Source organism: Reichenbachiella ulvae (assembly GCF_025833875.1).
Classification (GTDB): Bacteria; Bacteroidota; Bacteroidia; order Cytophagales; family Cyclobacteriaceae; genus Reichenbachiella; species Reichenbachiella ulvae.
The window spans coordinates 5,160,145-5,185,469 of the sequence record NZ_JAOYOD010000001.1 but is presented as its reverse complement, the minus strand read 5'-3'; the positions used below and the strand labels follow the sequence as shown (position 1 = coordinate 5,185,469).

Below are 25,325 nucleotides of genomic sequence, written 5' to 3'. Positions count from 1 at the left end.
CTATATCTCTTATACAAGAGACAATCAATTAATTTACAGATTATTAAAAAGAGTTCTTGAAATAACCAGTTTTTGAATCTCGGATGTACCCTCTCCTATGGTACAAAGTTTCGCATCTCTGTAATACTTCTCAACTGGAAAATCCTTGACATAGCCATATCCACCGAATATCTGAACTGCGTCATTCGCCACAGAAACAGCAGTCTCTGAAGAATGGAGCTTAGCCATCGCAGATTCTTGGTTCACAGATTTTCCTTGATTTTTTAGTTCTGCCGCCTCTTTAATTAATAGCCGAGAGGCCATGACCTGAGTAGCCATATCAGCTATTTTGAAAGATATGCCTTGAAATTTGGCTATTTCTTGATTGAACTGCTTCCTTTCCTGAGCATAGGCAATTGCCGCATCCAATGCGCCTTGAGCTATTCCTAAACCAAGCGCAGCAATTGATATCCTTCCTCCATCTAATATCTTCAATGCCTGGACAAAGCCTTCACCTACTTCCCCAAGGATGTTTTCAGCAGGCACGCGACAATCTTCGAAAATCATTTCGGCAGTCTCAGAGGCTCTCATACCCAATTTGTTTTCCTTCTTACCACCTTTGAAGCCAGGAGTTCCTCTTTCAACCACAAATGCCGTCATACCATGAGAATCACCAGGCTCTCCCGTTCTCGTCATCACCACCGCAACATCTCCTGAAATACCATGAGTAATGAAATTTTTAGTCCCGTTAATAACCCAGTGACCCCCTTCTTGTTTAGCAACTGTTTTCATATTCCCTGCATCAGAACCAGTATTAGGTTCCGTCAACCCCCAGGCACCAATCCATTCCCCAGAAGCGAGCTTTGGCAACCATCTACTCTTCTGATCATCATTGCCAAATTGCAAAATATGACCTGTACATAGCGAATTATGTGCTGCCACAGATAAACCGATGGAACCATCAACTTTTGCCAATTCAGAAACCACTTTCACATATTCATGATAACCAAATCCAGCCCCACCATATTCCTGAGGAACCAAAACTCCCATAAGCCCCAACTCTCCCATCTTACGAAAAAGTTCAACCGGAAATACCTGATTTTCATCCCATTCCATCATAAAAGGCCTAATTTCTTTTTCGCAAAAGCCCTTTATCATATCAGCCACCATCCTACAGTTCTCAAACGCAACCTGCGTATTTTCGCTATTTTTTATCATCTTAAATTATTGATTTCTAATGTTTAACAATCAATTCTAAACTTTTTTTCGCAATAATAAAAACTTGAAAAGATTAATCAATTAGTATAAAAAAACTGACAAAAAGCAGGTCTGAACAATTTCACCCTATTTACTCCTTAATTACTATTGTAAATCTTAGATTTGCAACACTTCAAATGAACCTTTAGAATTATGAAAATAGCTGTAGTTGGAACTGGTTATGTAGGATTAGTAACCGGAACTTGCTTTGCCGAAACTGGCAACCATGTAACCTGCATCGACATTGATGAAAAGAAAGTCGAGAAACTAAAAAACAAAGTAATACCTATCTATGAACCCGGTCTAGATGTATTATTCGATAGAAATATCAAACAAGGGAGATTAGACTTTACCACTAATCTTAAAGAAGGTATAAAAGGAGCCAAAATAATCTTCCTGGCCTTGCCTACACCTCCGGGCGAAGATGGATCTGCGGATTTAAGCTACATACTTAAAGTTGCTGATGATCTAGGACCTATTTTAGAAGATTACACTGTTATTGTTGACAAGAGTACAGTACCCGTAGGTACTGCCGACAAGGTAACTGCTGCCATTGCTGCCAATGCAAAAGTGGAATTCAGTGTCGTGTCTAATCCTGAATTCTTACGAGAAGGAGTAGCTGTAGAAGATTTCATGAAACCTGATCGTGTAGTAATAGGAACTAGCTCGAAAAAGGCTCAAAAAATCATGGAAGAACTTTATGCTCCATTGGTAAGACAAGGAAACCCTGTAATCACAATGGATGAAAAGTCTGCTGAGCTTACTAAATATGCTGCTAATTCTTTCCTTGCGACCAAAATCACTTTCATGAACGAAATCGCCAACATGTGTGAGCTTGTAGGTGCAGATGTAGACATGGTGAGAAAAGGGGTTGGTACTGATTCAAGAATTGGAAAAAGATTCCTTTTCGCGGGTATTGGATACGGAGGTAGCTGCTTCCCTAAGGATGTTCAGGCTTTAGCAAAGTCTGCTAAAGAAGTCAATTATGACTTTGAAATTCTCAATGCAGTAATGTCCAAAAACGAAACACAAAAAACTAAGTTGATCGATAGAATCAAAGATCATTTTGGTGATATCAAAGGTAAAACTTTCTCAGTGTGGGGACTTGCATTTAAACCTTATACAGACGATATCAGAGAAGCTCCAGCTTTGGTTAACATCAAAGCTCTATTAGACGCAGGTGCAAAAGTGAAAACTTACGACCCTGAGGCAATGGAGAATGTAAAAGGTCAACTCGGTGATTCAATCGAGTTCTGTGAAGATGAATATGCTGCAGCAGAAGGTGCTGACGCACTCCTAATTATGACAGAGTGGCCTGTATTTAGAACTCCAGAGTTCGACAAGATCAAAACACTTCTTAAGGAGAATGTAATCTTTGATGGTCGTAACCTTTACAACACAGAAACAATGGCTGAATTAGGTTTTACCTACTACAGTATCGGTAGAGCCGCTGTTAAAAATTAAATATGAAGAACATATTAGTGACCGGAGGTATGGGATACATAGGATCCCATACCTGCGTGGCACTTTGTGAAGCTGGATTTCTACCTATTATTGTTGACAACCTAGACAACTCAGAAATCTGGATCAAAGACCGCCTAAACCAAATAACAAATCAAGAAATCCCATTTTATCAAGGAGATTGCTCTGACAAATCTCTTCTTCAACGAATATTTGAAGAGAATAAAATAGCAGGGATTATTCATTTTGCTGCAAACAAGGCTGTTGGAGAATCGGTTCAGAATCCGATGAAGTATTATCACAACAACCTCAATAGTCTTCTTTCAGTTCTTGAAGTATCCCAAAAAAATGACTGTAACAATCTTGTCTTCTCCTCCTCATGTACAGTTTATGGAGAACCTGACAAGCTTCCTGTTGATGAGTCTGCTGAAATAAAGCAAGCCGAATCTCCTTATGGCTCAACCAAAATTTTTTGTGAGAGAATAATTCAGGATTTTGTAAATGCGAGTAACAATTACAAAAGTGTATTATTAAGGTACTTCAATCCAATAGGTGCGCATTCGAGTTCTCTTATAGGAGAATTACCTTTAGGAGTCCCTAGCAACTTGGTACCCTTCATCACGCAAACTGCTGCAGGACTAAGAGAAAAACTAACAGTTTTTGGAAACACATATAATACCCCTGACGGTAGCTGTATAAGAGACTTTATTCACGTAGTGGACCTGGCTGACGCACATGTTAAGGCATTTGAATATTTGTTCGCACAAGAAAGCAAAATATGCGAATCTGTAAACGTCGGAACAGGCAAAGGAGCTAGCGTGTTAGAACTAATCCATTCATTTGAATCATCGACTGGCGTCAAACTCAATTATGAAATAGGCGAGCGAAGAAGTGGCGATGTAGAAGCTGTGTATGCAGCTCCCAAAAAAGCAAAAACACTGCTGAACTGGGAAGCTAAACTTAGTATGTCCGATGCGCTAAAAGACGCATGGAATTGGCAAAAAACTTTATCTAAATGAAAAAATCAATCCTAATCACAGGTGGTGCTGGATTCATCGGATCACATGTAGTGAGGTATTTCTCAAATCAATACACTGATTATCAAATAATCAATCTGGATAAACTTACTTACGCAGGCAATAAAGAGAATATCTCAGATATTGTTAACAGCAATTATGAGTTCATACAAGGTGATATTTGTGATGCCACATTTATTGATGCATTATTCAAGGATAAGCAAATCACAGACGTAATTCACCTTGCAGCAGAATCTCATGTAGATAGATCTATTGAGGATCCTCTGGCATTTGTAAACACAAATGTAATAGGGACCGTGAATTTATTAAATGCGGCCAAATCATATTGGGCAGATGATTTAGATGCTCATCTATTCTATCATGTATCCACTGATGAAGTATATGGATCTTTAAAAGACGGCGAATTCTTTCTGGAAACCACATCTTACGATCCTCAGTCGCCCTATTCAGCATCTAAAGCAAGCTCAGACCACTTCGTTAGAGCCTATGCCAATACCTACAAATTGCCGATAGTAGTATCTAACTGCTCCAACAATTACGGCCCTAATCAATTTCCAGAGAAGCTAATCCCGGTATGTATTCAAAACATTCTAGATGAGAAGCCGCTTCCAATATACGGAGAGGGGGTCAACGTGCGAGATTGGCTTTTTGTTCACGACCATGTGACAGCTATTGACGCAATTTTTCACAAGGGAAAAAGAGGCGACACCTACAATATAGGCGGCTTCAATGAGTGGAAGAATATTGATCTGGTAAAAACACTTTGCAAAGTGATGGATGAGAAACTAGGCAGAGAAAAAGGACACTCTGAGAAGCTCATCACCTTTGTAAAAGACAGGGCTGGGCATGATATGAGATATGCCATTGATTCTACCAAAATCTCCAAAGAATTAGACTGGAAACCATCTGTTCAATTCGAAGAAGGTCTGGCCAAAACAGTAGATTGGTATCTTGAAAATGGTCAGTGGATGGAAAACATTCGAACTGGAGAATACAGAAAATAATCTTTCGGCTATCTTCGTGAAAATTAATTACGAATTATGGTCATTTCTTCTGAAGTACAACTCAGCCAACTGGTCATTCACAAAATTGCCGATGAAGGTTTAATTACATCTACAGGGAGCATAGACTCCCTAGATGATGATTTGAATCAACTATTAGTAAAATATTTCTTCAAATCGTTCAAAGAAGAGGAGCGCTATCAATTCCTAACTGAAAAAGAGGAAGAAGAGAATGAAGTATATCGATTAGTCGGGGAGATTTTCGACAATCCAGAAAGACTCTATGACCATTCTATCAGGCTGGCATCTTTTCTATCTGCACAATCACAGCATCAAAACATCAAAGAGGGTGACTTTTTGGTTTGTCACTTTGAGGATTGTGTAATTGATGATGAAGTGACTGATGTCATCGGCATGTTCAAGGTTGAAAATAAAGAGACCTATATCAAAATCATGGGCCAGGGCAATGATTTCAACATTATTTCGGATGAAGGAATCAGCATCAACAAACTGGACAAAGGAGTATTGATTTTTAATACCGAAAAGGAAAGCGGCTATAGAGTGCTAATGGTTGACATCACCAACAAAAAGAGCAGTGCCCAATATTGGCAAAACGACTTCTTGGGGCTTGAGAAAATCAGAGACGAATACTTTCACACTCAAAACCTAATCAACAACATCCAGGAATTTGCGCAAGAGGCTTTTGAACCTCAGGAAAAGCCAGATAAGCTATCCTTTGTAAATGAATCTATCGACTACCTAAAGGAAAACAACTTCTTCAATCAACAGGATTTTGAGGAAAAAGTGCTCCAAAGCCCCGAGCTAATCGATCGTTTTGAGAATTTTCAGGAAAGAAAAGTAGAAGAAAATCCAGACATGGATGCTGATCAATTCGACATCTCCAAGCCTGCCATCAAAAACACAAAAAGATTCATTCGCTCAGTCATCAAGCTTGACAAGAATTTTCACGTTTATGTACATGGCAATCGTGAAAAGATCATCAAAGGCTTTGATCCTGAAAAGAAGCTAAACTATTACACCCTGTACTTTCACGAAGAGAGTTAAACAAATATCTCTGCTAACTTCTCATTAGTGATAGGCTTACTGACAAAAGAAATAATATTTTCATTGTCGTTTGCCTTATCAATATCAGACTGGATTACTGAGGAAGTAACCATGTAAAGCTTGATTTTAGATCGCATTTCTGAAGGCAGGGTTTGATAATCCTGCAAGAAATCCCATCCGTTCTTCACGGGCATATTCACATCCAACATCACTAACTCTGGCAGTGCTTCTTCATTCCCAACATTCTGTTGAAAAAAATCAAAAGCCTCCTGACCATTGAAAAAGCTAAGAATCTCACACTCGAAATTGTTCATTTCGATCTGCTTCTTGATAATCAATTGAAATACCTGATCATCATCTATTACTGCTACCTTCTTTAATTTACCCATAATGTGATTCTAATATAAATTAATGGTCTGTACTTATCAACTTAATGTCCCAAAATCAATAATAAACTTAGTCCCCTTCCCTACTTGACTTTCCACTTTAATACCACCTCCCAAGGATTCGATTTGAGCTTTAGTAATAAACAATCCAACACCCCTCGCATCAGAATTAGCATGAAATGTCCTTCTCAACCCAAATAGTTTAGAACCATGCATATCCAAATCAATCCCAAGCCCATTATCCTCGATTGAAAGATAACCTCGTCCATTCTTTTCCCAAGTGTTTATCTTAATCACAGCATTTCTTTTTGGATCACGATACTTGATGGCATTGGTCACCAAATTCTGCAGAATACTCTCCAGATATATCTTTGGGTAAAAGATCGCAGACAAAGTAAAGTCAATTACAAACTCCGCATTGGCCTTTGCGATTTGGTCGACAATATTATTAAGAATTCGCTCAAGAACCTCTTGAAAATGCAATTCTTTCCTCTGTTTATCCAGTTCCCAGGAAGTCTTGACTACATCGTTTAATTCTATGATCGTTTCATCCAGATTTCTCACGGTTTTACCCAGATTGTCCCACACAAATTCCTGAGTCGCTAGACTTGGGTCTACCTCCCTGATTTTGATCAGGGAAAGCATATTGGTAATTGGAGCTCGCAGATTGTGAGAGGCGATATGTGCAAATTCTTCCAATTGATTGTTCTGCCGTGCCAAACTTTCATTCAGCCTTTCTAACTCTTTATCCCTTTCGAGAATCCTCCTTTCAGCATTCTTCCTATCCGAAATATCATAAAAGGCAATTTGCACAGACGGTTTCCCCTCATAATCAATCAGAGTACCCATGGCCTCCACCTCGATTACAGAACCGTCCACACACAAAAACTTTTGCTCGTTACGATGTGGGCTTTTGGTTTGGTAGATCTTGTCAATCCGTTCTTGAGCCACAGCTTTGGACTCTGGATGTACAAAACTTAAAGCTTTTTTGCCAATGAAATCATAAATGCTATTACCTCTGGCCAGGCGAATGGTTTCCGCATTGACATGTTTGATGATGCCGTCTGTATGTATGATGATCCCAACTGGTGAGTTATCAAATAAGGACTGGTATCGGTTGGCAGCATGAATGACTCGCTCCTCACTTTTCCGAAGTTCTCTTTCCACCCTTCGCAGATGAGTCACATCGTTGAGATTCATGATGTTTTTGACAAACCTTCCTCGATCGTCACGAATAGTAGTGGCAGACATCATCATCTCCATGATCTGTCCATTCTTCTTCACAAACTCCAAGGCGACATCTTTGCAATATCCCCTCTTTATAAACTTTGGAAGTATCTTGAGACCAACCTTTTGAGACTGTGGAGTCAAAAACTCAATGGCCTTTCTGCCAATCACTTCGCGCCGGATATATCCGGTTTTCTCCAGAAAATAGTCTCCTACTTCAATCACAACTCCTACTTTGTTAGTAGAACTGAAAAATGCCGGCGTATTGTTATAGAGTGCCTTGAATCTATTTTCACTATACTCTAATTTCTTCTGGCCTTCTACTCTTTCGAGCTCTGCAGCAGCTCGTGCTGAGAAAATCTGAAGAATCTTTTCATTGTGTTTACCAAGTACCAGAGCTTGCTCATACAGGGCGAACATAAATCCAATCGGCTCACCAAACATATGATTGTAATAAAGCGGTACACCGATGAAGCCGTTAAAAATATGTCCCTTGTTCAATTCGAACTCTGGGAATTTATTTTTGAATCCTTGCTTGATCTCCAAATAAGAATGTTCCAAAACCTGCTCGAAGGGAGAATCTTCCAAATCCCAAACCACATTATCAACCTTGCTGCCAGCAAAATTGATGGATACGGTTTCAAGCAGGTCCTTTCTGGTATCAATTAGGCAGATAGCCGTATAGTCAGCTTTTAATGCCTTAGATAGCTGATGAGTAAGCTGGTCGAGATAATCCGTACCAGTAGTAGTGGCTGTGCCTTCATAGATATTCTGAAGCAGGTCATAATACTCTATGAGTTCATTTTCTCTTTGCTTCTTTTTTGTGATCTCCTTGACAATGGCCAGGACCTCATCTTCATCATGCTGCTCTATGAGAACTTCATAGTGCTTTCTGCTGCCCAAGTGGGTCAATGTAAAATAAGCAGACTGAGACTCACCAGTCTCCAGACAGACCTCCACGGCCTCCATCATCTCTTCTAGGAAAAAATGCTCTGACAATTTCTTTTCCCCAAAATCCAAAGCAATCAATGCAGGATCTCCATTTTCATGAAAATGAAATTCCAGCACCTCCCCATCACGGGCTATCCGCAAGATGGGATCCTTTACAATCTTTAAAAGACTATATTTCGCGTCCACTGGAGTCATCTGTACATATCAAGAATCACATTTTAAATAGCCTTGTTGGAAGGGAAAAAACCAATTAAACCAACTATCGCTGATTAACTTTTATCTCGTAGAATTAAACGTTGCCTGTGCTATTTAAAAAATTGTTATAAGACTAAGCCATAAATGCTAGATTCACAATTTTAGACTGAAATATTTTATCCATCTAAATCATCCCACTGTAGCTCAATTCTTTGCTTAATATCAGGGCTTCTTCTAAATTTGCGCCTCATAGAAATCAATATATCATGCAGAGAGATCTTGAGGTATTCAACCTAATCGAAAAAGAAAGAGAAAGACAAGAAAGCGGTATCGAACTTATCGCTTCAGAAAACTTTGTTTCGCCACAGGTAATGGAAGCGGCTGGCACGGTTCTGACCAACAAATATGCCGAAGGACTCCCTGGTAAAAGATACTATGGTGGATGCGAAGTGGTCGATACGATCGAAGATATAGCAAGAGAAAGAGCGAAAGAACTATTCGGTGCTGCATGGGTCAACGTACAACCTCACTCTGGGGCTCAAGCCAATGCAGCTGTGTTTTTGGCTTGCCTTAAGCCTGGTGATGCTGTTTTAGGATTTGACCTGTCTCATGGTGGTCACCTATCTCACGGCTCGCCTGTGAATATTTCTGGCAAGTACTTCAATGCCAACTTCTACGGTGTAGAAAAAGAAACTGGCCTAATCGACATGGACAAAGTCGAAGCAAAAGCCAAAGAAGTACAACCTAAACTGATCATCTGTGGAGCTTCGGCTTACTCAAGAGATTGGGACTATAAGAGATTCAGAGAAATCGCTGACTCAGTGGACGCTTTGCTATTAGCAGATATCTCCCACCCATCTGGGTTGATCGCGAGAGGTCTACTTGCTGACCCAATGCCACACTGCCACATCGTGACTACTACGACTCACAAGACGCTAAGAGGCCCTAGAGGCGGCATGATCTTGATGGGCGAAGATTTTGAGAACCCATGGGGATTGAAAACTCCAAAAGGAGTAGTTAGAATGATGTCATCAATCCTGGATTCAGGCGTATTCCCAGGTACTCAAGGTGGACCTTTGGAACATATCATTGCAGCTAAAGCTATTGCTTTCGGCGAGGCGCTTTCTGATGAATACATGGACTATGTACTGCAAGTGAAGAAAAACGCTTCTGTAATGGCTGAAGCCTTCGTTAAGAGAGGCTACAACCTCATCTCTGGTGGTACAGACAACCACTTGATGCTGATCGATCTAGGATCAAAAGGAATCACTGGTAAAGATGCTGAAAACGGCTTAGTTAAAGCTGAGATTACTGTGAACAAAAACATGGTTCCATTCGACGAGCGTTCTCCATTCGTTACTTCAGGTATCCGCGTAGGTACAGCTGCGATCACTTCTAGAGGTATGAAAGAAACTGAAATGGATCGCGTGGTAGAGTTGATCGATACGGTATTGATGAACCTGGATAATGAAGACAAAATCACTGAAGTAAAGGCAGAGGTAAACAACTGGATGAAAGAATTCCCTCTTTACACTCAGTTGGCTTCTTTGGTATAAAACATGTCAAACCTCCCATTGGATCAAAGGAATGAAGATGATGAGAAGGATGTGATAGAAATGTCCTTCCTCGATCATCTCGAAGAGTTGCGTTGGCACATCATCCGGGCTTTTGTAGCCATTGCGATATTTACCATCGCAGCTTTTCTATCTAAAGAGGTCGTCTTCGGTATGATCATACTAGGACCATCCAGAGTGGATTTCTGGACTTATCAGTGGCTTTGTCAACTCGGAGAACTTCTGGATACCCAGGCGATATGCATAGACGAGCTTCCTTTTATTCTACAGAGTAGACAGATGACTGGTCAGTTCACCATGCACATCGTCTCCTCTTTTGCGGTAGGGATAGTTTTTGCTTTCCCTTACGCCTTTTGGGAGATCTGGCGATTTATCAGTCCCGGTTTATACATCAATGAGAAAAAAGTCGCCAGAGGGGCTGTATTTTGGGTGAGTTTGCTATTTATGATTGGAGTAACCTTCGGGTATTTGATCCTGACCCCCCTTAGTGTCAATTTCTTATCCAATTACCAAATTGACCCTAGTATCCTCAACGAGTTTGATATCGTATCTTATGTGTCAACCGTCACCACTTTGGTATTGGCTTGCGGATTGCTATTTCAGCTACCTATGGTGGTAATGTTTTTGACTAAATCGGGAATTATCACTCCTCAACTCATGAAGACCTATAGAAAACATGGAGTAGTAGTGATATTTTTCCTTGGAGCGTTATTGACACCCCCTGATCCTTTCAGTCAGGTCTTGATCGCGATACCGCTGATAGGTTTGTACCAAATCAGCATCGCAGTATCTAAAAGAGCGTATAAGAAGAGAGAAAAAGAATTGTTCGGAGCATAAAGAAAGATAAAATGAAAATTGCAATTGGCGGTGATCACGCCGGATTTGAATATAAGGGAGACCTGGTAAAGCATCTACAGGAGCTTGGTCATGAAGTACAGGATTTTGGTCCTAACTCACCAGACTCTGTAGATTACCCAGATCAAGTACACCCATTGGCAGAGTCTATCGAGGGAGGCAAAAACGAATATGGCATTCTCATCTGTGGCAGTGCCAACGGAGTAGCCATCACGGCCAACAAACACCAGGGCATCCGTGCTGGACTATGCTGGGAAGTGGAAGTAGCAGAACTGATCCGTTTGCACAATGATGCCAACATCATCTGTATTCCTGCACGATTCGTTTCTCTCGAAAAAGCTACCGCTATGATCGACACTTTCCTTACTACCGAATTCGAAGGAGGAAGGCACCAAACCAGAGTCAACAAGATCAGCTGTTCTTAATTAGCGGCAAGATTCCATAAAAGAGACATTAGAAAAGCGCGACAGATTGTTGCGCTTTTTTGTTACCGACTTTTGAAGTAAGTTTTAATTGAGTGAGTTTGGTTATCTTTATTAAAAACTATTAACAATGAATCTTGAGTCAGAAAAAGAATTCATAAAATCTGAAATTGATAAACTGGATGATGCCCAACTAGTTGAAGCTATCAAAAATCTTCTGTCGCTAGGAAAAGCCAAAACTTATGAGAATAAGTTAAGACCATTCACAAAAGAGGAGTTTCTTAAGCGCAACAGCTACTCACAAGAAGCCATAAGAGATAATCAATTAATCACTCAAGAAGAAGCTCAGGAGTATTTCAAAAGTAAACATGCCCAATCATAGGCTTTCTATAAAATGGACTCCATTTGCTTTAGGCTGTCTTGATGAAATTTATGAGTACATCTCATTCAGAGAAAAATCCAGTTCTCCGGCAATTAAATTAGTTGACGATATTTTCAAAAGAGTCAATCAACTTCTAGATTTTCCTGAATCTGGTCAAATAGAACCCCTTCTTTTAGAAATTGGACAAGAAAGTAGATATCTTATTATAGCCAGTTACAAACTAATTTACGAATACCACTCAGATAGTAATTTCATCATTATCACTGATGTATTTCATACTAGTCAAGATCCTAAAAAGTTAGAAGACAGAAAAAAATAAATTAAGCCGCTCTCCCCACTTCTTTGATCAGCCAACGTTTGGCAATCGGCAAAACCGTCTCTTCGATAGGGAAATTCCACTTGCTCGTAAAGAGATAAGTCGCAGGATTGGGCAGCTCTTGCACCTGCTCGATCAACTTTAGTTTGATTTTATTGACTGTATTGGTGATCGACTTGATCTCCGTGGCGATGAAAGTCGTATCCACCCGCGTCCAGTTTTCCTTTTCACGCTCGATCAGCGAGACTTTGTAGCGAAAGACCTTGAGTTGTCTATTGTCCTCCTCTGTCAATAGCATGTAGCCCTCGTGTCGATAGATCGGCATCAGACCGACATCACTGATGATAAGGTTCTCCTCCACGAAATCATAAAGCTCCCTTCCATACTGAATTGTTCGGTCAATATTGGGTAAAGAAAACTCGATAATGTCTGACAGCTCCTTCATCAACTCATCATCATCAACCAGTTTCTGATAGTTGATACTGAGGTTTTCTAAATCCACGTGGGTGGGTAGTTTAGGAAACTGATCATAGATGATCGATTTGTTTTCCTTAATGCGAAGCAAATTTCTGTAATGAAAAATCAACTCTCCTAACTGAGGATAAAGCAGCTGATGATGAAACTTTTCCTTCACTGATTTGAGATAAGCCAGCAAGGTATATTTCTTGTATTCAAAATCAATCAGGTGTTCTGTTAACCAATTCGGATCTAACTTTTCCATAGACTATAGCTTTGATTCTAGATAAAAGTTAGAAAAAAACGATCAATGAAAAAAGAAGAGCCCTATGGCTTAATGCAGCAATTGGATTGAATTGTCGCAGAATGGGCCTTTTATTCTCGCCTCAGATAGACTCCTTTGAAGCTTGGATGAGCCCGATAATGAGCGCCTATTGTCGGCATTCGTTCAAAAAGTGTAGGCACTACCTCCTTTTGATCGATTATCACCTCTGGCATATCTTTCTTGAAATTCAGATAGACTTGTTCGTTGTTATCAAAGTAATTGAGGTGATCTAAAAGCAAACTAGACAATTGCCAATCCAAATAAGGAGTAGCCAACGAGGCACCCTGATAGTGGTCGAGATCATCGCCAATCACGAGCACCCGTTTGTCATTCACCAAAGCCGAATAAGGACTTTCCTTCACTACTAGCTGATCCTGACGAACAAGCTCATTGATATAGAGCCAGTTGTTGAACGGAAACAGTAGGTTCATCAGCACCAGCATCAACACCAGAGCAGTGGTAGCCTCCGCTAAAATCCAGTTTTTGACCACTAACAAATGATGACTAACAAAAAAGGCAAAAACGGGAACCAGATATATCATTTGATAAACTACTTTTTCCTTCATCAAGAAAAAAGCCAAGAATCCAGACAACAAAAACATCAACATCACACTTTGGATTTTACTCTGAAAATTGATGTACTTCCCCTGCGTATAGGTCCTATAGATACTGAAAAACAATATCGCGAAAGGCAACAGCAGCGCCAGTCCCAAGCCTTGTCCATCCATCCACCAGGTAGCATCTACCACCCAAAGAGATTTGAAGAAATGATGGTTGTAGACCAAAAAGCCATCATGCCAGAAGTAATACAACCCACTCAGAAAAAAGACCAAAAGCAGTCCGTATATCATCAACATGATCCTCCTAAAAATAGAACCCGTATAGAGGATCAAAGCCAGAAAGGTGACTACTACATACATGATCATCGGCAAGAAAAACATAACTGCAATCCCCAGAAATATTCCAGTGAATACAAACAATTCATCTTGCGTCTGGTTATCCATGCGCTTGAACAAATTGTTGAGCGCAAGCAAAACGAATGTCATGCTCATCAGTACTGGAGACAAGGTCAGAAAATCATAGCTCATATTCATCCCGATCACATAGACCAGAGCTGGCACGTAGCTGGGAGAAGGGTAAGCTTTGTTTTTAATCATCAGACGATTAAAAATAGCGGCTTGAAAAATCACCAAAAGCGTAGAAAGTAGCTGATGCACCAGTCGTGAAGGACCAAATACAAAATCAACAGATTTGTACACCGTCGCTGCTAGCGGGCCAGTGTAGTCCCAGAGATCTTTGTACATCACCAGACCACCATCACCCAATCGGTCCCCAATCAGTAGCCATTTCAGCTCTGGGCCGATCAATGGCACACCACTTACTAAAATCGGGACACGAATGATCAGCAATAGAATAAATGCGCCGAGAAGTCGATAAGGGTCATTGGCTTTGAAATAGGAAAGCAATTCAGTAGCTGTTTAATCTGTGATCCATCGAAAAAAACGAAATTACCGCATTAATTAAATATATGTTAAACTTAATCGGGATATTTGCACTCAAGATATGAGTAGTACGAGACAACTAAAATATGCAGGTCTGATACAAAAAGACCTCAGTGAGATTTTTCAGCGCGATAGCCGACACTGGTTTGGCAATGCCTTCATTACGATTACAGAGGTCAAGGTCAGCCCTGACTTGAGCTTTGCCAAAGTATATGTGAGTCTGATGATGGTGGATGACCCAGCAGGATTCATCGAACTGATGAAGGAGAAAAAACCAGAAATTCGTAAAGCCCTGGGATTGAAAATAGGCAAACAAGTCCGCATCGTACCAGAATTACACTTTGTATTGGACGAGACCCAGGAGCATGCGCAAAAAATAGAAAGCATCCTCTCTCGTCTCAACATTCCAAAAGATCCAGACCAAGACAAAAACGAAGATCAATAGGTACGGTCAGGTTAGTTCTGGAAGATTTTAACCTAGCGATATTACTTCGTTTAAATTCAAATCTCTAACTTCCCTTTTAGTGCCTAAAGACTGCCGATTTTGCCAAAGATGAAATTACCGCTGTTCATATCCCGTCGCTATTTCTTCTCCAAAAAGAAGAAAAACTTCATCAATATCATTGCCATCATTTCCATGCTGGTAGTGTCTATTGGGACAGCTGCGTTAATCATTGTGCTTTCGGTATTCAACGGCATGGAGGACCTATTGCGGTCTATTTATGGGGAATTTGATGCACCCATACAGATCACGCTCAAAGAAGGAAAATCATTCGAGCTCACAGACGACCTCAAATATAAAATCAATTCGATAGATGGGGTAATGGGAATCACTGAGGTGATTGAGGACATCGCACTGCTCAAATACCATGATGCTCAAATGATCGTACGAATCAAAGGCTTGAGTGACGATTTCATCAAAGAAAAAAGAATGGAAGGTGCAGTCCGACAGGGTAAATTGGCCTTCTATGACGGTGACAGACCACTTGCCATCGTGGGCAGAGGCATTCAGTTCAAGCTGGGTATATCTTTGAGAAATGAATTCGCCTTCATGGAGTTTTACTACCCCAAGAATGTGAGACCCGGCACCATAGACCCTTCCAAATATTACACTCATTCCATCCTATTGCCCGGAGGTGTCTTTGCTCTAGAGCAGCACTATGACGACAACTATGTATTTGTCCCTATCGCTTTTGCCGAAAACCTTCTCGATTACAAAGGCAAACGTACTGCTCTGGAACTTTCAATAGAGGACCCAGAACGAATCCCGGAAATTCAAAACCAACTAAAAGCAGCCATTGGGGATCGATTCAATATTAGAAATGCTGACCAACAGCATGAGGATCTTTACAAAACCTTGAAGATTGAAAAGCTCTTCGTATTCATCACTTTGTCTCTAGTAGTAGCCATAGCCTCTATCAACATCTTTTTCTCTCTTTCTATGCTGGTTACCGAGAAAAAGCCGGACATCAGTTTGCTATTCGCCATGGGAGCTACTCCATCATTGATTCGAAAGATCTTTTTGACGGAAGGCACCCTCATCGCCCTAATTGGGGCTGGCAGTGGATTGCTGCTAGGGTTCCTCGTAGTTTGGGTGCAGGCCAATTTTGGTTTGGTTAAGATGGGAGTAGCATCCGCAGTAATGCAATCCTACCCAGTCAAAATCGTTCCAAGCGATTTTCTTTTCAGTGCCATCAGCATTATTCTGATCACTTTTCTGGCCTCCATCCAGCCCTCTATCCGAGCGGCTCGTCAGTCTCGCTCGCTTAGAATCAAATAAAGATTTCATTTCCCTGCGTTTCTGTCTAATTTTCCGACATGAAGAAAGCGATTACTACAATCGATCGGTTCACTGATCTGAGCGGCCGTGCTGTTTCATATCTCAGTTTGGCTCTCGTTTTACTTATCGGTGTGGACGTGGCGCTGCGGTATCTATTCAATTGGACCAGCTCTGCTAATCAGGAATTAGAATGGCATCTGTTTGCGGCTTTGTTCCTACTAGGAGCAGCCTACACACTCCGTCACGACAAGCATGTCCGGGTAGACCTGTTCTATTCGCAGTTTTCTGAATCGCAAAAAGGCTGGGTCAATTTCATAGGCACTGTAATCTTTCTCATTCCCTTTTGTCTGGTCATCATCTGGACCTCAATCCCATTCGTCATAGATGCATGGCAAATATCCGAGTCCAGCGCTGAACCGGGAGGGCTTCCGCATAGATTTCTGGTAAAATCTACCATCCCAATTGGCGCAATTCTTTTACTCATTCAAGCCATCTCATTGACACTATTTTCCCTCTCTCAAATCCTGAAAAAGCACTCATGATCAGCGACTACCTACCACTACTCCTATTTGCGCTTGTTTTTGTACTGATCCTTTTTGGCTACCCCGTGGCTTTCACGCTTGGTGGGCTTTCCGTGCTAGCAGGTGTCATTATCTATGATTTGGACTTCTTTTACCTGCTATCTCTTCGAATCTACGGCACCATGCACAATTTTGTACTGGTGGCAGTCCCGCTGTTTGTATTCATGGGCATCATGCTGGAAAAGTCCGGGCTGGCAGAAAGCCTTTTGGAAACCATGTCGCATCTATTCGGGAGATTAAAAGGTGGATTGGCTATCTCCGTAGTGATCGTTGGAGGCATGCTGGCCGCCTCGACGGGGATCGTCGGCGCGACCGTCATCACCATGGGTCTGATCAGCTTGCCTACGATGCTGAAGAAAGGGTATTCTCCTGAACTAGCCACTGGCACCATTGCCTCCAGCGGGACTCTTGGTCAAATTATCCCTCCTTCGGTAGTGCTGGTTTTGCTGGGTAGCGTTCTCAATGTTTCAGTCGGTGATTTATTTACCGCAGCATTGATCCCAGGCATATTACTAGTGGTGATGTATATTCTCTACATCGTAATCAAGGCCCAACTCAACCCAAAATCTGCACCCGGCATCACACAGGAAGAAAGTGATCACTTTTGGTCAGAAGGGGCTTGGAAAAGAATCATTCATGCTTTCGTTCTGCCCTTTGCACTGATCCTGCTGGTATTGGGATCCATCTTCACAGGTATAGCTTCCCCTACCGAAGCTGCTGCTGTGGGTGCATTGGGAGCCATAGGACTGACGGCACTTCAGAAAAAATTGAACTTTGGGATTGTGAAAGAGGTCATGAGAGACACGACTTTCCTGACTTGTATGGTTTTCATGATCCTGGTAGGCGCTACTTCTTTTTCTTTGGTATTTCGAGCCATGGGGGGAGACAAAATATTGGCAGACATGATCACTCAGGCTGGCCTGTCGCCTAATATGTTTTTGATCGTAGTGTTGTTGGTTGTTTTTGTCGCAGGCTTCTTCATCGATTTTATCGAAATCATCTTTATCATCGTACCAGTAGCCGCCCCGATATTTTCGGCCATGGGTATCGATTTGGTATGGATAGGCATATTGATTGCACTTAATCTACAGACCTCATTTCTCACTCCACCCTTTGGCTTTGCGCTATTCTATCTCAAGGGGGTCGCTCCGCCAGAGATCAAAACCAGCCAATTGTACAGAGGAATTGTGCCCTTTGTTATAATTCAAGTAATTTTATTGATAATGGTCATCGTCTTTCCGGAGATTGTCTCATTTCTCCCAAATTTGAACAACTAAACACTTAATCCTATGTGGTACGAAGAAGAAAACAAACTAGTCAAGATATTCACCTTCAAAAACTTTACAGAGGCTTTTGGCTTCATGACCAAAGTCGCTATTGTTGCAGAAAAGATGGATCACCATCCAGAATGGAGCAATGTCTACAACAAAGTCACGATCAAACTCAGCACGCATGACGCTGGAGATGTGATCACAGACAAGGATCGGGCATTGGCTGATGCCATCGATGAATTATAGCCTCTTATGAATCTGGAATCTTCGCTTTATCTCGTCCCCACTCCTATCGGCAATTTGCAGGACATCACCCTCAGGGCCCTGGAGACCCTCAAAAGTGTGGACGTGATTTTGGCAGAAGACACACGCACCTCCGGTGTGCTTTTGAAGCATTTTGAGATCAAAAAACCGCTCAAAAGCTACCACATTCATAACGAGCACAAACTGATCGAGCAACTGACCGACAGCATGAAACAAGGACAGAAAATGGCCTTGATTTCAGACGCAGGAACACCCGCCATTAGCGACCCGGGATTCCTATTGGTTCGTGCATGCATACAAGAGGATCTGAAAGTAGAATGCCTTCCTGGCGCAACTGCTTTTGTTCCCGCTCTGGTCAATTCGGGTCTTCCCTCGGACAAGTTTACCTTCGAGGGTTTTTTACCACAGAAAAAAGGCCGAAAAACCCGACTCGAGTCACTCGAAGAAGAAAGTAGAACCATGATCTTTTATGAATCTCCGCATCGTCTTGTCAAGGCATTGGGGCAATTTGCAGAGCATTTTGGAGCCGACCGTCAGGCATCAGTCAGTAGAGAGATATCTAAGTTGCATGAAGAAACAGCCAGAGGTTCACTAGAAGAACTCATCGCTCATTTTGGAGACAGGAAAATCAAAGGAGAAATCGTAGTAGTAGTAGCAGGAAAATGAATTTAGCACACATCACAGAAGAGGTAGTCAAACTATCCATCCAGGTAGGAGAATTCATCAGAACAGAAAGTAGAAGCTTTGACAGTGAGAGAATAGAACACAAAGGAAAAAATGACCTGGTGAGCTATGTCGACAAAGAATCTGAAAGAAGAATTGTAGAAGGGCTAAAAAAGATATTGCCAGAAGCCGGTTTCATCACCGAAGAAAACACGGTGGCTGAAGAGGAAGACAAAGAACTCAAATGGATCATAGACCCACTTGACGGCACCACCAATTTCATCCACGGCCTTCCCAGCTATTCTACCAGTATTGCACTGGCCAAAGGAGAAGTACTTTTAGTAGGAGTGGTCTTCGATATCAATCACTACGACTGCTTCCATGCCTATTTGGGTGGAGGTGCCTACTGCAACGACAAGAAAATAGAAATATCAAAGGCCAGGACGATCTCAGAAAGTTTAATTGCAACCGGTTTCCCCTATACCAATTTTGATAAAATGGATGCCTACCTGGCAGCACTTAAAGATTTGATGAAAGAATCCCATGGACTCAGACGAATGGGAAGTGCAGCCGTGGATTTGGTGTATACTGCAATGGGGCGCTACGAAGGGTTTTTCGAATACGACTTGAAGCCATATGACGTAGCTGCCGGAGCACTCATCGTACAGGAAGCTGGCGGAACTGTCACCAATTTTTCAGGCGGAAAAGATTTTCTTTTCAAAAGAGAAATAGTCGCCGCAGGACACATCCATGCAGAGTTTTTGGACGTAATCAAAAAGTATTGGTAATTGCATTATGATTCAGAATATCCTTGTCATTCTATTATTTTTGGCCGCCATAGGCTACATCGCCAGAAGGTATCTTTTCAAATCACCTAAGGATACAGGCTGTGCCAAAGGCTGTAACAACTGCGGAGAAGCACAACAACAATAAATCACTTGAAATATGGTCGCGTGTGCTTACTTTTGCGGCTGGTAAAAACAATTCATTATGTTCGGATTATTCAAAAAGAAGAAAAAAAACACTATTGATTCTACTAACCTTCAGCTCACTATCAAAGAAGTGGTGAAAGAGACAGATGATGCAGTGAGTATTGTTTTTGAAGAACCCGAATCTGGACCGATTCAGTATCAGCCAGGACAATACTTGACTTTGATCGACACGATCGATGGCAAGAAAGTAAGACGTGCCTACTCACTGAGCAGTAGCCCTGCTTTACAGGAAAACCCTACAGTAACCGTCAAACGTGTCGAAAACGGCCTGATGTCCAACCATGTCAACACCAACTTTGAGGCCGGCAAGACAATTGAAGTCATGGCGCCTATGGGCTCCTTTGTGATCGAGATCAAACCTGAAATCAAAAAGCATCTATACCTTTTTGGAGGAGGTAGTGGTATCACTCCTTTGATGTCTATCACTAAAACCGTCCTAAAAACTGAAGCAGAAAGTAAAGTCACCTTACTCTATGCCAATCGTGATGAAAAATCGATCATATTCAAATCCAAGTTAGAAGAATTGCAATCAGAATTTGGTGAGAGATTAGAAGTCATCCATTTCCTGGAAAATGCACCTGCAGATTGGTCTGGCTACACGGGTTACATGACTTATGATGCGATCAAAGAATCGCTTGACAAGACAAAAGATGAGACGTTTTCTACTGTCCATTACATGACCTGTGGTCCTGAGCCGATGATGAACATTGTCACAGAGACTTTAGAGTCTTTGAGCATCAACATGGATCACTTTCATAAAGAAAGTTTCACCCCTACTAATACAACAGAACCTGCCGCTGCTTCAGATGCATCGAGTGATCAAACTGTAAAAATTAATTTGGATGGCGAAACACATGAAGTTCTTGTACCTGCAGGCACTCCTATTTTAGAAGCGGGTCTGGATGCAGGAATCGACATGCCGTATTCTTGCCAAAGCGGACTATGTACTGCCTGTAGAGCAAAAGTAGTAAGCGGAGAAGTCGAAAATGAAAATGCAGATGGACTGACTGATGGAGAAAAGGCACAGGGATATGTTCTGCTCTGTGTAGGTCATGCAGCATCCGAAGGAATCGAAGTTGAAGTGGGTTAACCCGCGATTGCGCTCCTACTAGCAATCTCCATTTCGGCTGCCAAATATCCAAAAGCCTGCCAATATGGGCTTTCTAACATTTTGTTAAAGGTTTGTAGCGCTTTGTCTTTAGAACCATTGTTGTAATACCAGCTACCTACTCCATATCCGAGTGTCAACTGATTAACTGACCCATCTGTAGTAGATTCATCATAAAGTTCAGTGGGTTTCAGCAGTCCTTTGTAGAGTAATAGCAGTTTGTGATACTGAAAATTCTCAATCACATTCATTTTTTCTTCTATGGGTGCTAGCAAATTTTCAGCAGCGTCAACATTACCAATCTTATGATAGGTAATGTATAACCAATGCGTAACTGACACCAACATATCATGATTATTTGCCAGTGACAGGCATTTCTTATAGGCAGAAACGGCTTTATCAAAATTCCCTTTGATATAGTATGACAGGCCCAAATGATACCAGACATTGAATTGAATTGAACTTCTGGGTACATTTCGGGAGTTTGGAATAGAAGGCTCTTCAATTTCCACAGGTTCGTTTCTCATGTAAAAGGCGGCCTTTTCCAGATCATCTATAGCATGATCCACTTGACGAATGGTCAAATACCTATGACCTCTATGCCGATATAGCTCAAATGAATCAGGAAACTTTTTCAACCCCTCGGTAAAAACCTGAATAGATGCGTGATAACGGTATAAATGCGAAAGTCTTCGTCCATACCAGGCAATCACTTCCAAACTATCTGGATATTGCTGATAGTCAGTGTAGGCCTCTTCCAGTTTCTCTTCAAACTTCAGCTTAGTCCAACGATCCATATCTGGGGCATCTAACATCTTACCCGTTAAAGACACGATCTTATTTGAGTCTGCCGAAACAGCCTCTGTATCACTTAAAAACTCATTTGAATTATCGGAATCACCACTATCCGCACTTTCAATCTTGAGACAAGATTGGAAGACAATCATAATTAAGAACAGATATGTAGTAACTTTTTTCATTATTAAAAATTCATTAGTTGGTGTCAATCGTAATATAGTTTAGGTTTTGAAACCTGAAAAGTTTAATCAAGTCTCGTGTCGGTACAAATATATGATATGACCTAAATTAACCCTTGTGACTAGACAATCAACCAAAGGCCGAAATCATATATAAACGGAGATTTTTAGAGTATTGGTTCTACTATAACGTAATCTCTCATATATTTATTCCTAAGTGACTGAAACAAAAAGACAAATAACCAAAAAAATCTAAACCATGAGCGAAGGCTTAATCAACTTTATCACCGAATGGCAAAAGATCATGTTCATTTTAGCCCCTTCATCGGTAGGGCTAGGCATTCTCATTTACATTTTTTACAAAATAATATTAGGCGCAAAAAAAAGCCTTAAGGCTAAGCATGATTTTGTAAGCAAATTAGAATTTAAAATCCTCTTCTTAACACACAGTCTAATTGCTTTAGGAGTTTTTTTTATTGCCAACACCTATAAACAGGAAGCTGTTTTACTCAGTTTCGTTTGGTTTTTTATCCGCTTCTTTATTTCCATATGTCTGGGAGTGTTATATGGATACATTGCTTTTCTCATGCTCAAGTACTATTACCCGAGTGTTCAAGCCAAAAGGCTGAAAAAGTATCGCTACACTCCACGCACCAATCCTGAAACTGGTAATGAAATGAAGCTACTCAGCGAAGAAGAGGAAGATGTATATCTAGATGAAGGGATGCAAGCTGAGGAAGATGTTTTTTCGGTCGATTACGACGTATGGATCGACGTAGAGACTGGATATACCCAAATAGAAAAGTACGAAGGCAGACTCAGCGCCATGCAGTGTGACCGCTGTGGTTTCCAGACACTTAAACTAGAAAAAGAAGAAATAACCAAAGAGGTCAAAGACACCGAAGATGGAGAATTGATCAAGCACTACAAATGCTCCTATTGCAAACGCATCAAAAGAAAAACAGTTAAAATCTCTGCTAAGAAAACAGAGCAGGATTTTCAAGTGAATGAAAACACTCGCTTCGTTGATCTAAAAGGGAACAAACGAGTGGTCTTTGTAAAAATCGATATTCACAGCAGTGAGGGAGATATTAAAAAATATGAATTCCAAAATCTACAAGAAGCTCAAAAATTCTTAAAAGAATTCAGCTTTCAGAAGCTGGAAGAAAAGCATTAACCTTCGAAATGATAGGAAACACAAAAAGGCCGACCAGAATATCTGATCGGCCTTTTTGATATATACTACTCAGGATTAAGCCTCAGCAGTCACTACAGATACGTAAGATCTGTTTTGTCTTCCTTTTTTGAATTCCACTACACCGTCACTCAGTGCAAACAAAGTATGGTCTTTACCCATCCCTACGTTTTCACCTGGGTGGTGCTTGGTTCCTCTTTGTCTTACGATGATGTTACCTGCTACGATTTTCTCACCGCCAAAGATCTTAACTCCAAGTCGTTTACTATGCGACTCTCTTCCGTTTTTAGAACTACCTGCTCCTTTCTTATGTGCCATGGTATATTATTATTTAATCGTCTCTATCAATACTTTGGTCAAAGGCTGTCTGTGACCATTTTTCTTCTTATATCCTTTTCTTCTCTTCTTTTTGAAAACGATCACTTTATCGTCTTTCTCCTGAGAAAGGATTTTACCTGTTACTTTCGCACCCTTTACAGTTGGGGTACCTACTTTGACCTTGCCATCGTTATCCACTAACAATACATTGTCAAACTCTACGGAAGCGCCCTCTTCGCCCTCCAAACCTGGAGCGTAGACGAATTGGTCTTGCGTTACTTTGAACTGCTTTCCTGCTATCTCTACTATTGCGTACATAATGTATTAAATATGCCTTATAAAAAATTGGAGTGCAAAACTAACATTATATAGACTTAAAGCCAAGCCAGACAATAGCAATTTCACCGAATAAAAAAAATTATTTTTTTTTCACTTTTTTCGACCCCTCCAAAACGCCCGTTTTAAGGTAAAGTGATTATTAAAAAACACCCTTAATCACACTGCCTATCAGACAGTTAAAGAAATTTTCAAGACATCCCATTTTAGGGTCTCGGACACCTTCACAACATTGATTTTTTGAGGCGTTTTTTTCATATTTGTACCGCTTGATCAAAGGACTACTCATACCAATAGATCAGGTCACCCTTTAGAAAAGTATACAGTCACCAACTATTCATTTACCGATCCATAAGAATGGGCCGGAAAATGCTTTAGTTTGTTTTGATTCTAGGGAGCTAGTTTTAAACAACAAAAAAAGAGAGAGCAAGAAAAGAGTAATGGCAAATCAAAACATTGAAAACGAACCTATCTTAAAAGAAAATAAGGATCGCTTTGTTCTTTTCCCAATTGAAAAGAATGACATCTGGCAGTTCTATAAAAAGGCAGAAGCTAGTTTTTGGACAGCAGAGGAAATCGATCTAAGTCAAGACCTCAAAGACTGGAACAACCTAAATGATGGGGAAAGGCATTTTATCACACATGTGTTGGCCTTTTTTGCAGCAAGTGATGGGATCGTCAATGAAAATTTGGCGGAAAACTTCGTTTCTGAGGTACAATATACAGAAGCCAAATTTTTCTACGGTTTTCAAATCGCAATTGAAAACATTCACTCTGAAACGTATTCTTTACTTATCGACACTTATGTAAAGGATGCAAAAGAAAAAGATAAATTATTCCATGCTGTCGAAACCATCCCTTGCGTAGGCAAGAAAGCTGATTGGGCACTTAGATGGATTGATAATGGATCATTTGCTGAAAGATTAATTGCTTTTGCTGCTGTAGAAGGGATTTTCTTCTCTGGTAGTTTCTGCTCTATTTTCTGGTTAAAGAAAAGAGGCCTGATGCCAGGACTGACATTCTCCAACGAATTGATCTCAAGAGACGAAGGTCTTCACTGTGATTTCGCATGCCTGCTTTACAACAATCATTTGGTTAATAAACTATCAGAAGAAACTGTACAGGAGATCATCTGCGATGCGGTGACTATTGAAAAAGAATTTGTAACTGACGCTATCCCGGTAAAATTGATCGGTATGAATGCAGAGTTGATGTGTCAGTACATAGAGTTTGTTGCAGACCGATTGCTCATGGAGCTGGGGTGCGACAAAGTATATAATGCAGAAAACCCGTTTGATTTTATGGAGATGATTTCTCTCCAAGGCAAAACAAACTTCTTTGAGAAGAGAGTGGCCGAATATCAGAAAGCGGGCGTCATGAATGAGAAAAATGACGATTCACCGAAGTTTAGTTTAGATGAAGATTTTTAATTATTAGATAACCCCTTAT

28 protein-coding genes are annotated in these 25,325 nt (G+C 40.9%); 20 read left to right on the top strand and 8 right to left on the bottom strand.

Going from position 1 to position 25,325, the window contains the following annotated elements:
- Window positions 1-33: 33 nt before the first annotated feature.
- Window positions 34-1,197, bottom strand: coding sequence for an acyl-CoA dehydrogenase family protein (locus N7U62_RS21430; protein WP_264140165.1), 1,164 nt, complete (start codon window positions 1,195-1,197; stop codon window positions 34-36).
- Between the two features lie 192 nt (window positions 1,198-1,389).
- On the opposite strand from N7U62_RS21430, the gene N7U62_RS21425 reads away from it, so the two are divergent.
- The 4 genes from N7U62_RS21425 to N7U62_RS21410 are packed head-to-tail and all read left to right on the top strand — an operon-like array spanning window position 1,390 to window position 5,800.
- Window positions 1,390-2,700 (top strand): UDP-glucose dehydrogenase family protein, encoded by a 1,311-nt coding sequence (locus tag N7U62_RS21425; RefSeq protein WP_264140164.1) that lies wholly within the window; start codon window positions 1,390-1,392, stop codon window positions 2,698-2,700.
- Window positions 2,701-2,702: 2 nt separating this feature from the next.
- Complete coding sequence (galE, locus tag N7U62_RS21420; RefSeq protein ID WP_264140163.1) at window positions 2,703-3,716, top strand: UDP-glucose 4-epimerase GalE; 1,014 nt, start codon at window positions 2,703-2,705, stop codon at window positions 3,714-3,716.
- Window positions 3,713-4,738, top strand: a complete 1,026-nt coding sequence (gene rfbB / locus N7U62_RS21415; protein WP_264140162.1) for a dTDP-glucose 4,6-dehydratase — start codon at window positions 3,713-3,715, stop codon at window positions 4,736-4,738. The genes galE and rfbB overlap by 4 nt, the downstream gene beginning before the upstream one ends.
- A 36-nt stretch (window positions 4,739-4,774) precedes the next feature.
- Complete coding sequence (locus tag N7U62_RS21410; RefSeq protein ID WP_264140161.1) at window positions 4,775-5,800, top strand: nucleoid-associated protein; 1,026 nt, start codon at window positions 4,775-4,777, stop codon at window positions 5,798-5,800.
- Here N7U62_RS21410 and N7U62_RS21405 read toward each other — a convergent pair.
- Window positions 5,797-6,189, bottom strand: coding sequence for a response regulator (locus tag N7U62_RS21405; RefSeq protein ID WP_264140160.1), 393 nt, complete (start codon window positions 6,187-6,189; stop codon window positions 5,797-5,799). The two genes, N7U62_RS21410 and N7U62_RS21405, sit on opposite strands and share 4 nt — an antisense overlap.
- A 36-nt stretch (window positions 6,190-6,225) precedes the next feature.
- Window positions 6,226-8,505 carry a PAS domain-containing sensor histidine kinase gene (locus N7U62_RS21400; RefSeq protein WP_264140159.1) on the bottom strand — a complete coding sequence of 760 codons (2,280 nt, stop codon included), beginning with the start codon at window positions 8,503-8,505 and terminating at the stop codon, window positions 6,226-6,228.
- 320 nt (window positions 8,506-8,825) lie between these two features.
- Between N7U62_RS21400 and glyA the strand changes: the two genes are divergently transcribed.
- The 5 genes from glyA (at window position 8,826) to N7U62_RS21375 (ending at window position 12,111) form a co-directional block, all read left to right on the top strand.
- Window positions 8,826-10,115, top strand: a complete 1,290-nt coding sequence (glyA, locus tag N7U62_RS21395) for a serine hydroxymethyltransferase (protein WP_264140158.1) — start codon at window positions 8,826-8,828, stop codon at window positions 10,113-10,115.
- A 3-nt stretch (window positions 10,116-10,118) separates the two neighbouring features.
- On the top strand, window positions 10,119-10,970 hold the full coding sequence (gene tatC / locus N7U62_RS21390; protein WP_264140157.1) for a twin-arginine translocase subunit TatC: 852 nt from the start codon (window positions 10,119-10,121) through the stop codon (window positions 10,968-10,970).
- 11 nt (window positions 10,971-10,981) lie between these two features.
- A complete protein-coding gene (gene rpiB / locus N7U62_RS21385) occupies window positions 10,982-11,413 on the top strand; it encodes a ribose 5-phosphate isomerase B (protein WP_264140156.1) in 432 nt (143 codons plus the stop codon).
- 127 nt (window positions 11,414-11,540) lie between these two features.
- The gene (locus N7U62_RS21380) at window positions 11,541-11,792 is read left to right on the top strand and encodes a hypothetical protein (RefSeq protein ID WP_264140155.1); all 252 of its coding nucleotides are present in this window, start codon (window positions 11,541-11,543) and stop codon (window positions 11,790-11,792) included.
- Window positions 11,779-12,111: a type II toxin-antitoxin system RelE/ParE family toxin gene (locus N7U62_RS21375; RefSeq protein WP_264140154.1), complete on the top strand. Its 333-nt coding sequence runs from the start codon at window positions 11,779-11,781 to the stop codon at window positions 12,109-12,111. Before N7U62_RS21380 ends, N7U62_RS21375 begins: the two co-directional genes overlap by 14 nt.
- Before the next feature lies 1 nt (window position 12,112).
- On the opposite strand, the gene N7U62_RS21370 is transcribed toward N7U62_RS21375, so the two are convergent.
- Both N7U62_RS21370 and N7U62_RS21365 read right to left on the bottom strand, forming a co-directional pair.
- A complete protein-coding gene (locus N7U62_RS21370; protein WP_264140153.1) occupies window positions 12,113-12,829 on the bottom strand; it encodes a hypothetical protein in 717 nt (238 codons plus the stop codon).
- Between the two features lie 110 nt (window positions 12,830-12,939).
- The gene (locus tag N7U62_RS21365; protein WP_264140152.1) at window positions 12,940-14,355 is read right to left on the bottom strand and encodes a hypothetical protein; all 1,416 of its coding nucleotides are present in this window, start codon (window positions 14,353-14,355) and stop codon (window positions 12,940-12,942) included.
- A 97-nt stretch (window positions 14,356-14,452) separates the two neighbouring features.
- On the opposite strand from N7U62_RS21365, the gene rbfA reads away from it, so the two are divergent.
- The 9 genes from rbfA to N7U62_RS21320 all read left to right on the top strand — a co-directional run bounded on the left by rbfA (window position 14,453) and on the right by N7U62_RS21320 (window position 21,032).
- The gene (rbfA, locus tag N7U62_RS21360) at window positions 14,453-14,836 is read left to right on the top strand and encodes a 30S ribosome-binding factor RbfA (RefSeq protein ID WP_264140151.1); all 384 of its coding nucleotides are present in this window, start codon (window positions 14,453-14,455) and stop codon (window positions 14,834-14,836) included.
- Window positions 14,837-14,944: 108 nt separating this feature from the next.
- Window positions 14,945-16,171, top strand: a complete 1,227-nt coding sequence (locus N7U62_RS21355; protein WP_264140150.1) for an ABC transporter permease — start codon at window positions 14,945-14,947, stop codon at window positions 16,169-16,171.
- 38 nt (window positions 16,172-16,209) lie between these two features.
- Window positions 16,210-16,713, top strand: coding sequence for a TRAP transporter small permease subunit (locus N7U62_RS21350; protein ID WP_264140149.1), 504 nt, complete (start codon window positions 16,210-16,212; stop codon window positions 16,711-16,713).
- Window positions 16,710-18,029 carry a TRAP transporter large permease gene (locus tag N7U62_RS21345; protein ID WP_264140148.1) on the top strand — a complete coding sequence of 440 codons (1,320 nt, stop codon included), beginning with the start codon at window positions 16,710-16,712 and terminating at the stop codon, window positions 18,027-18,029. The genes N7U62_RS21350 and N7U62_RS21345 overlap by 4 nt, the downstream gene beginning before the upstream one ends.
- A 12-nt stretch (window positions 18,030-18,041) precedes the next feature.
- Window positions 18,042-18,269 carry a 4a-hydroxytetrahydrobiopterin dehydratase gene (locus N7U62_RS21340; RefSeq protein WP_264140147.1) on the top strand — a complete coding sequence of 76 codons (228 nt, stop codon included), beginning with the start codon at window positions 18,042-18,044 and terminating at the stop codon, window positions 18,267-18,269.
- Between the two features lie 6 nt (window positions 18,270-18,275).
- A complete protein-coding gene (gene rsmI, locus N7U62_RS21335; protein WP_264140146.1) occupies window positions 18,276-18,953 on the top strand; it encodes a 16S rRNA (cytidine(1402)-2'-O)-methyltransferase in 678 nt (225 codons plus the stop codon).
- On the top strand, window positions 18,950-19,738 hold the full coding sequence (locus N7U62_RS21330) for an inositol monophosphatase family protein (RefSeq protein WP_264140145.1): 789 nt from the start codon (window positions 18,950-18,952) through the stop codon (window positions 19,736-19,738). Before rsmI ends, N7U62_RS21330 begins: the two co-directional genes overlap by 4 nt.
- A 7-nt stretch (window positions 19,739-19,745) precedes the next feature.
- Complete coding sequence (locus N7U62_RS21325; protein WP_264140144.1) at window positions 19,746-19,883, top strand: FeoB-associated Cys-rich membrane protein; 138 nt, start codon at window positions 19,746-19,748, stop codon at window positions 19,881-19,883.
- 57 nt (window positions 19,884-19,940) lie between these two features.
- Entirely contained in the window at window positions 19,941-21,032 is a 1,092-nt protein-coding gene (locus N7U62_RS21320) for a ferredoxin--NADP reductase (protein WP_264140143.1), read from the top strand.
- Here the strand turns inward: N7U62_RS21320 and N7U62_RS21315 are convergent.
- Entirely contained in the window at window positions 21,029-22,030 is a 1,002-nt protein-coding gene (locus N7U62_RS21315) for a tetratricopeptide repeat protein (RefSeq protein ID WP_264140142.1), read from the bottom strand. The two genes, N7U62_RS21320 and N7U62_RS21315, sit on opposite strands and share 4 nt — an antisense overlap.
- A 256-nt stretch (window positions 22,031-22,286) precedes the next feature.
- On the opposite strand from N7U62_RS21315, the gene N7U62_RS21310 reads away from it, so the two are divergent.
- Entirely contained in the window at window positions 22,287-23,204 is a 918-nt protein-coding gene (locus N7U62_RS21310; RefSeq protein WP_264140141.1) for a hypothetical protein, read from the top strand.
- 75 nt (window positions 23,205-23,279) lie between these two features.
- Here N7U62_RS21310 and rpmA read toward each other — a convergent pair whose 3' ends face one another.
- Together rpmA and rplU are read right to left on the bottom strand one after the other, a co-directional pair.
- Window positions 23,280-23,540: a 50S ribosomal protein L27 gene (gene rpmA / locus N7U62_RS21305; RefSeq protein ID WP_264140140.1), complete on the bottom strand. Its 261-nt coding sequence runs from the start codon at window positions 23,538-23,540 to the stop codon at window positions 23,280-23,282.
- 9 nt (window positions 23,541-23,549) lie between these two features.
- Window positions 23,550-23,858 (bottom strand): 50S ribosomal protein L21, encoded by a 309-nt coding sequence (gene rplU, locus N7U62_RS21300; protein ID WP_264140139.1) that lies wholly within the window; start codon window positions 23,856-23,858, stop codon window positions 23,550-23,552.
- 458 nt (window positions 23,859-24,316) lie between these two features.
- On the opposite strand from rplU, the gene N7U62_RS21295 reads away from it, so the two are divergent.
- Entirely contained in the window at window positions 24,317-25,306 is a 990-nt protein-coding gene (locus N7U62_RS21295) for a ribonucleoside-diphosphate reductase small subunit (RefSeq protein ID WP_264140137.1), read from the top strand.
- The last annotated feature ends 19 nt before the right edge of the window (window positions 25,307-25,325 follow it).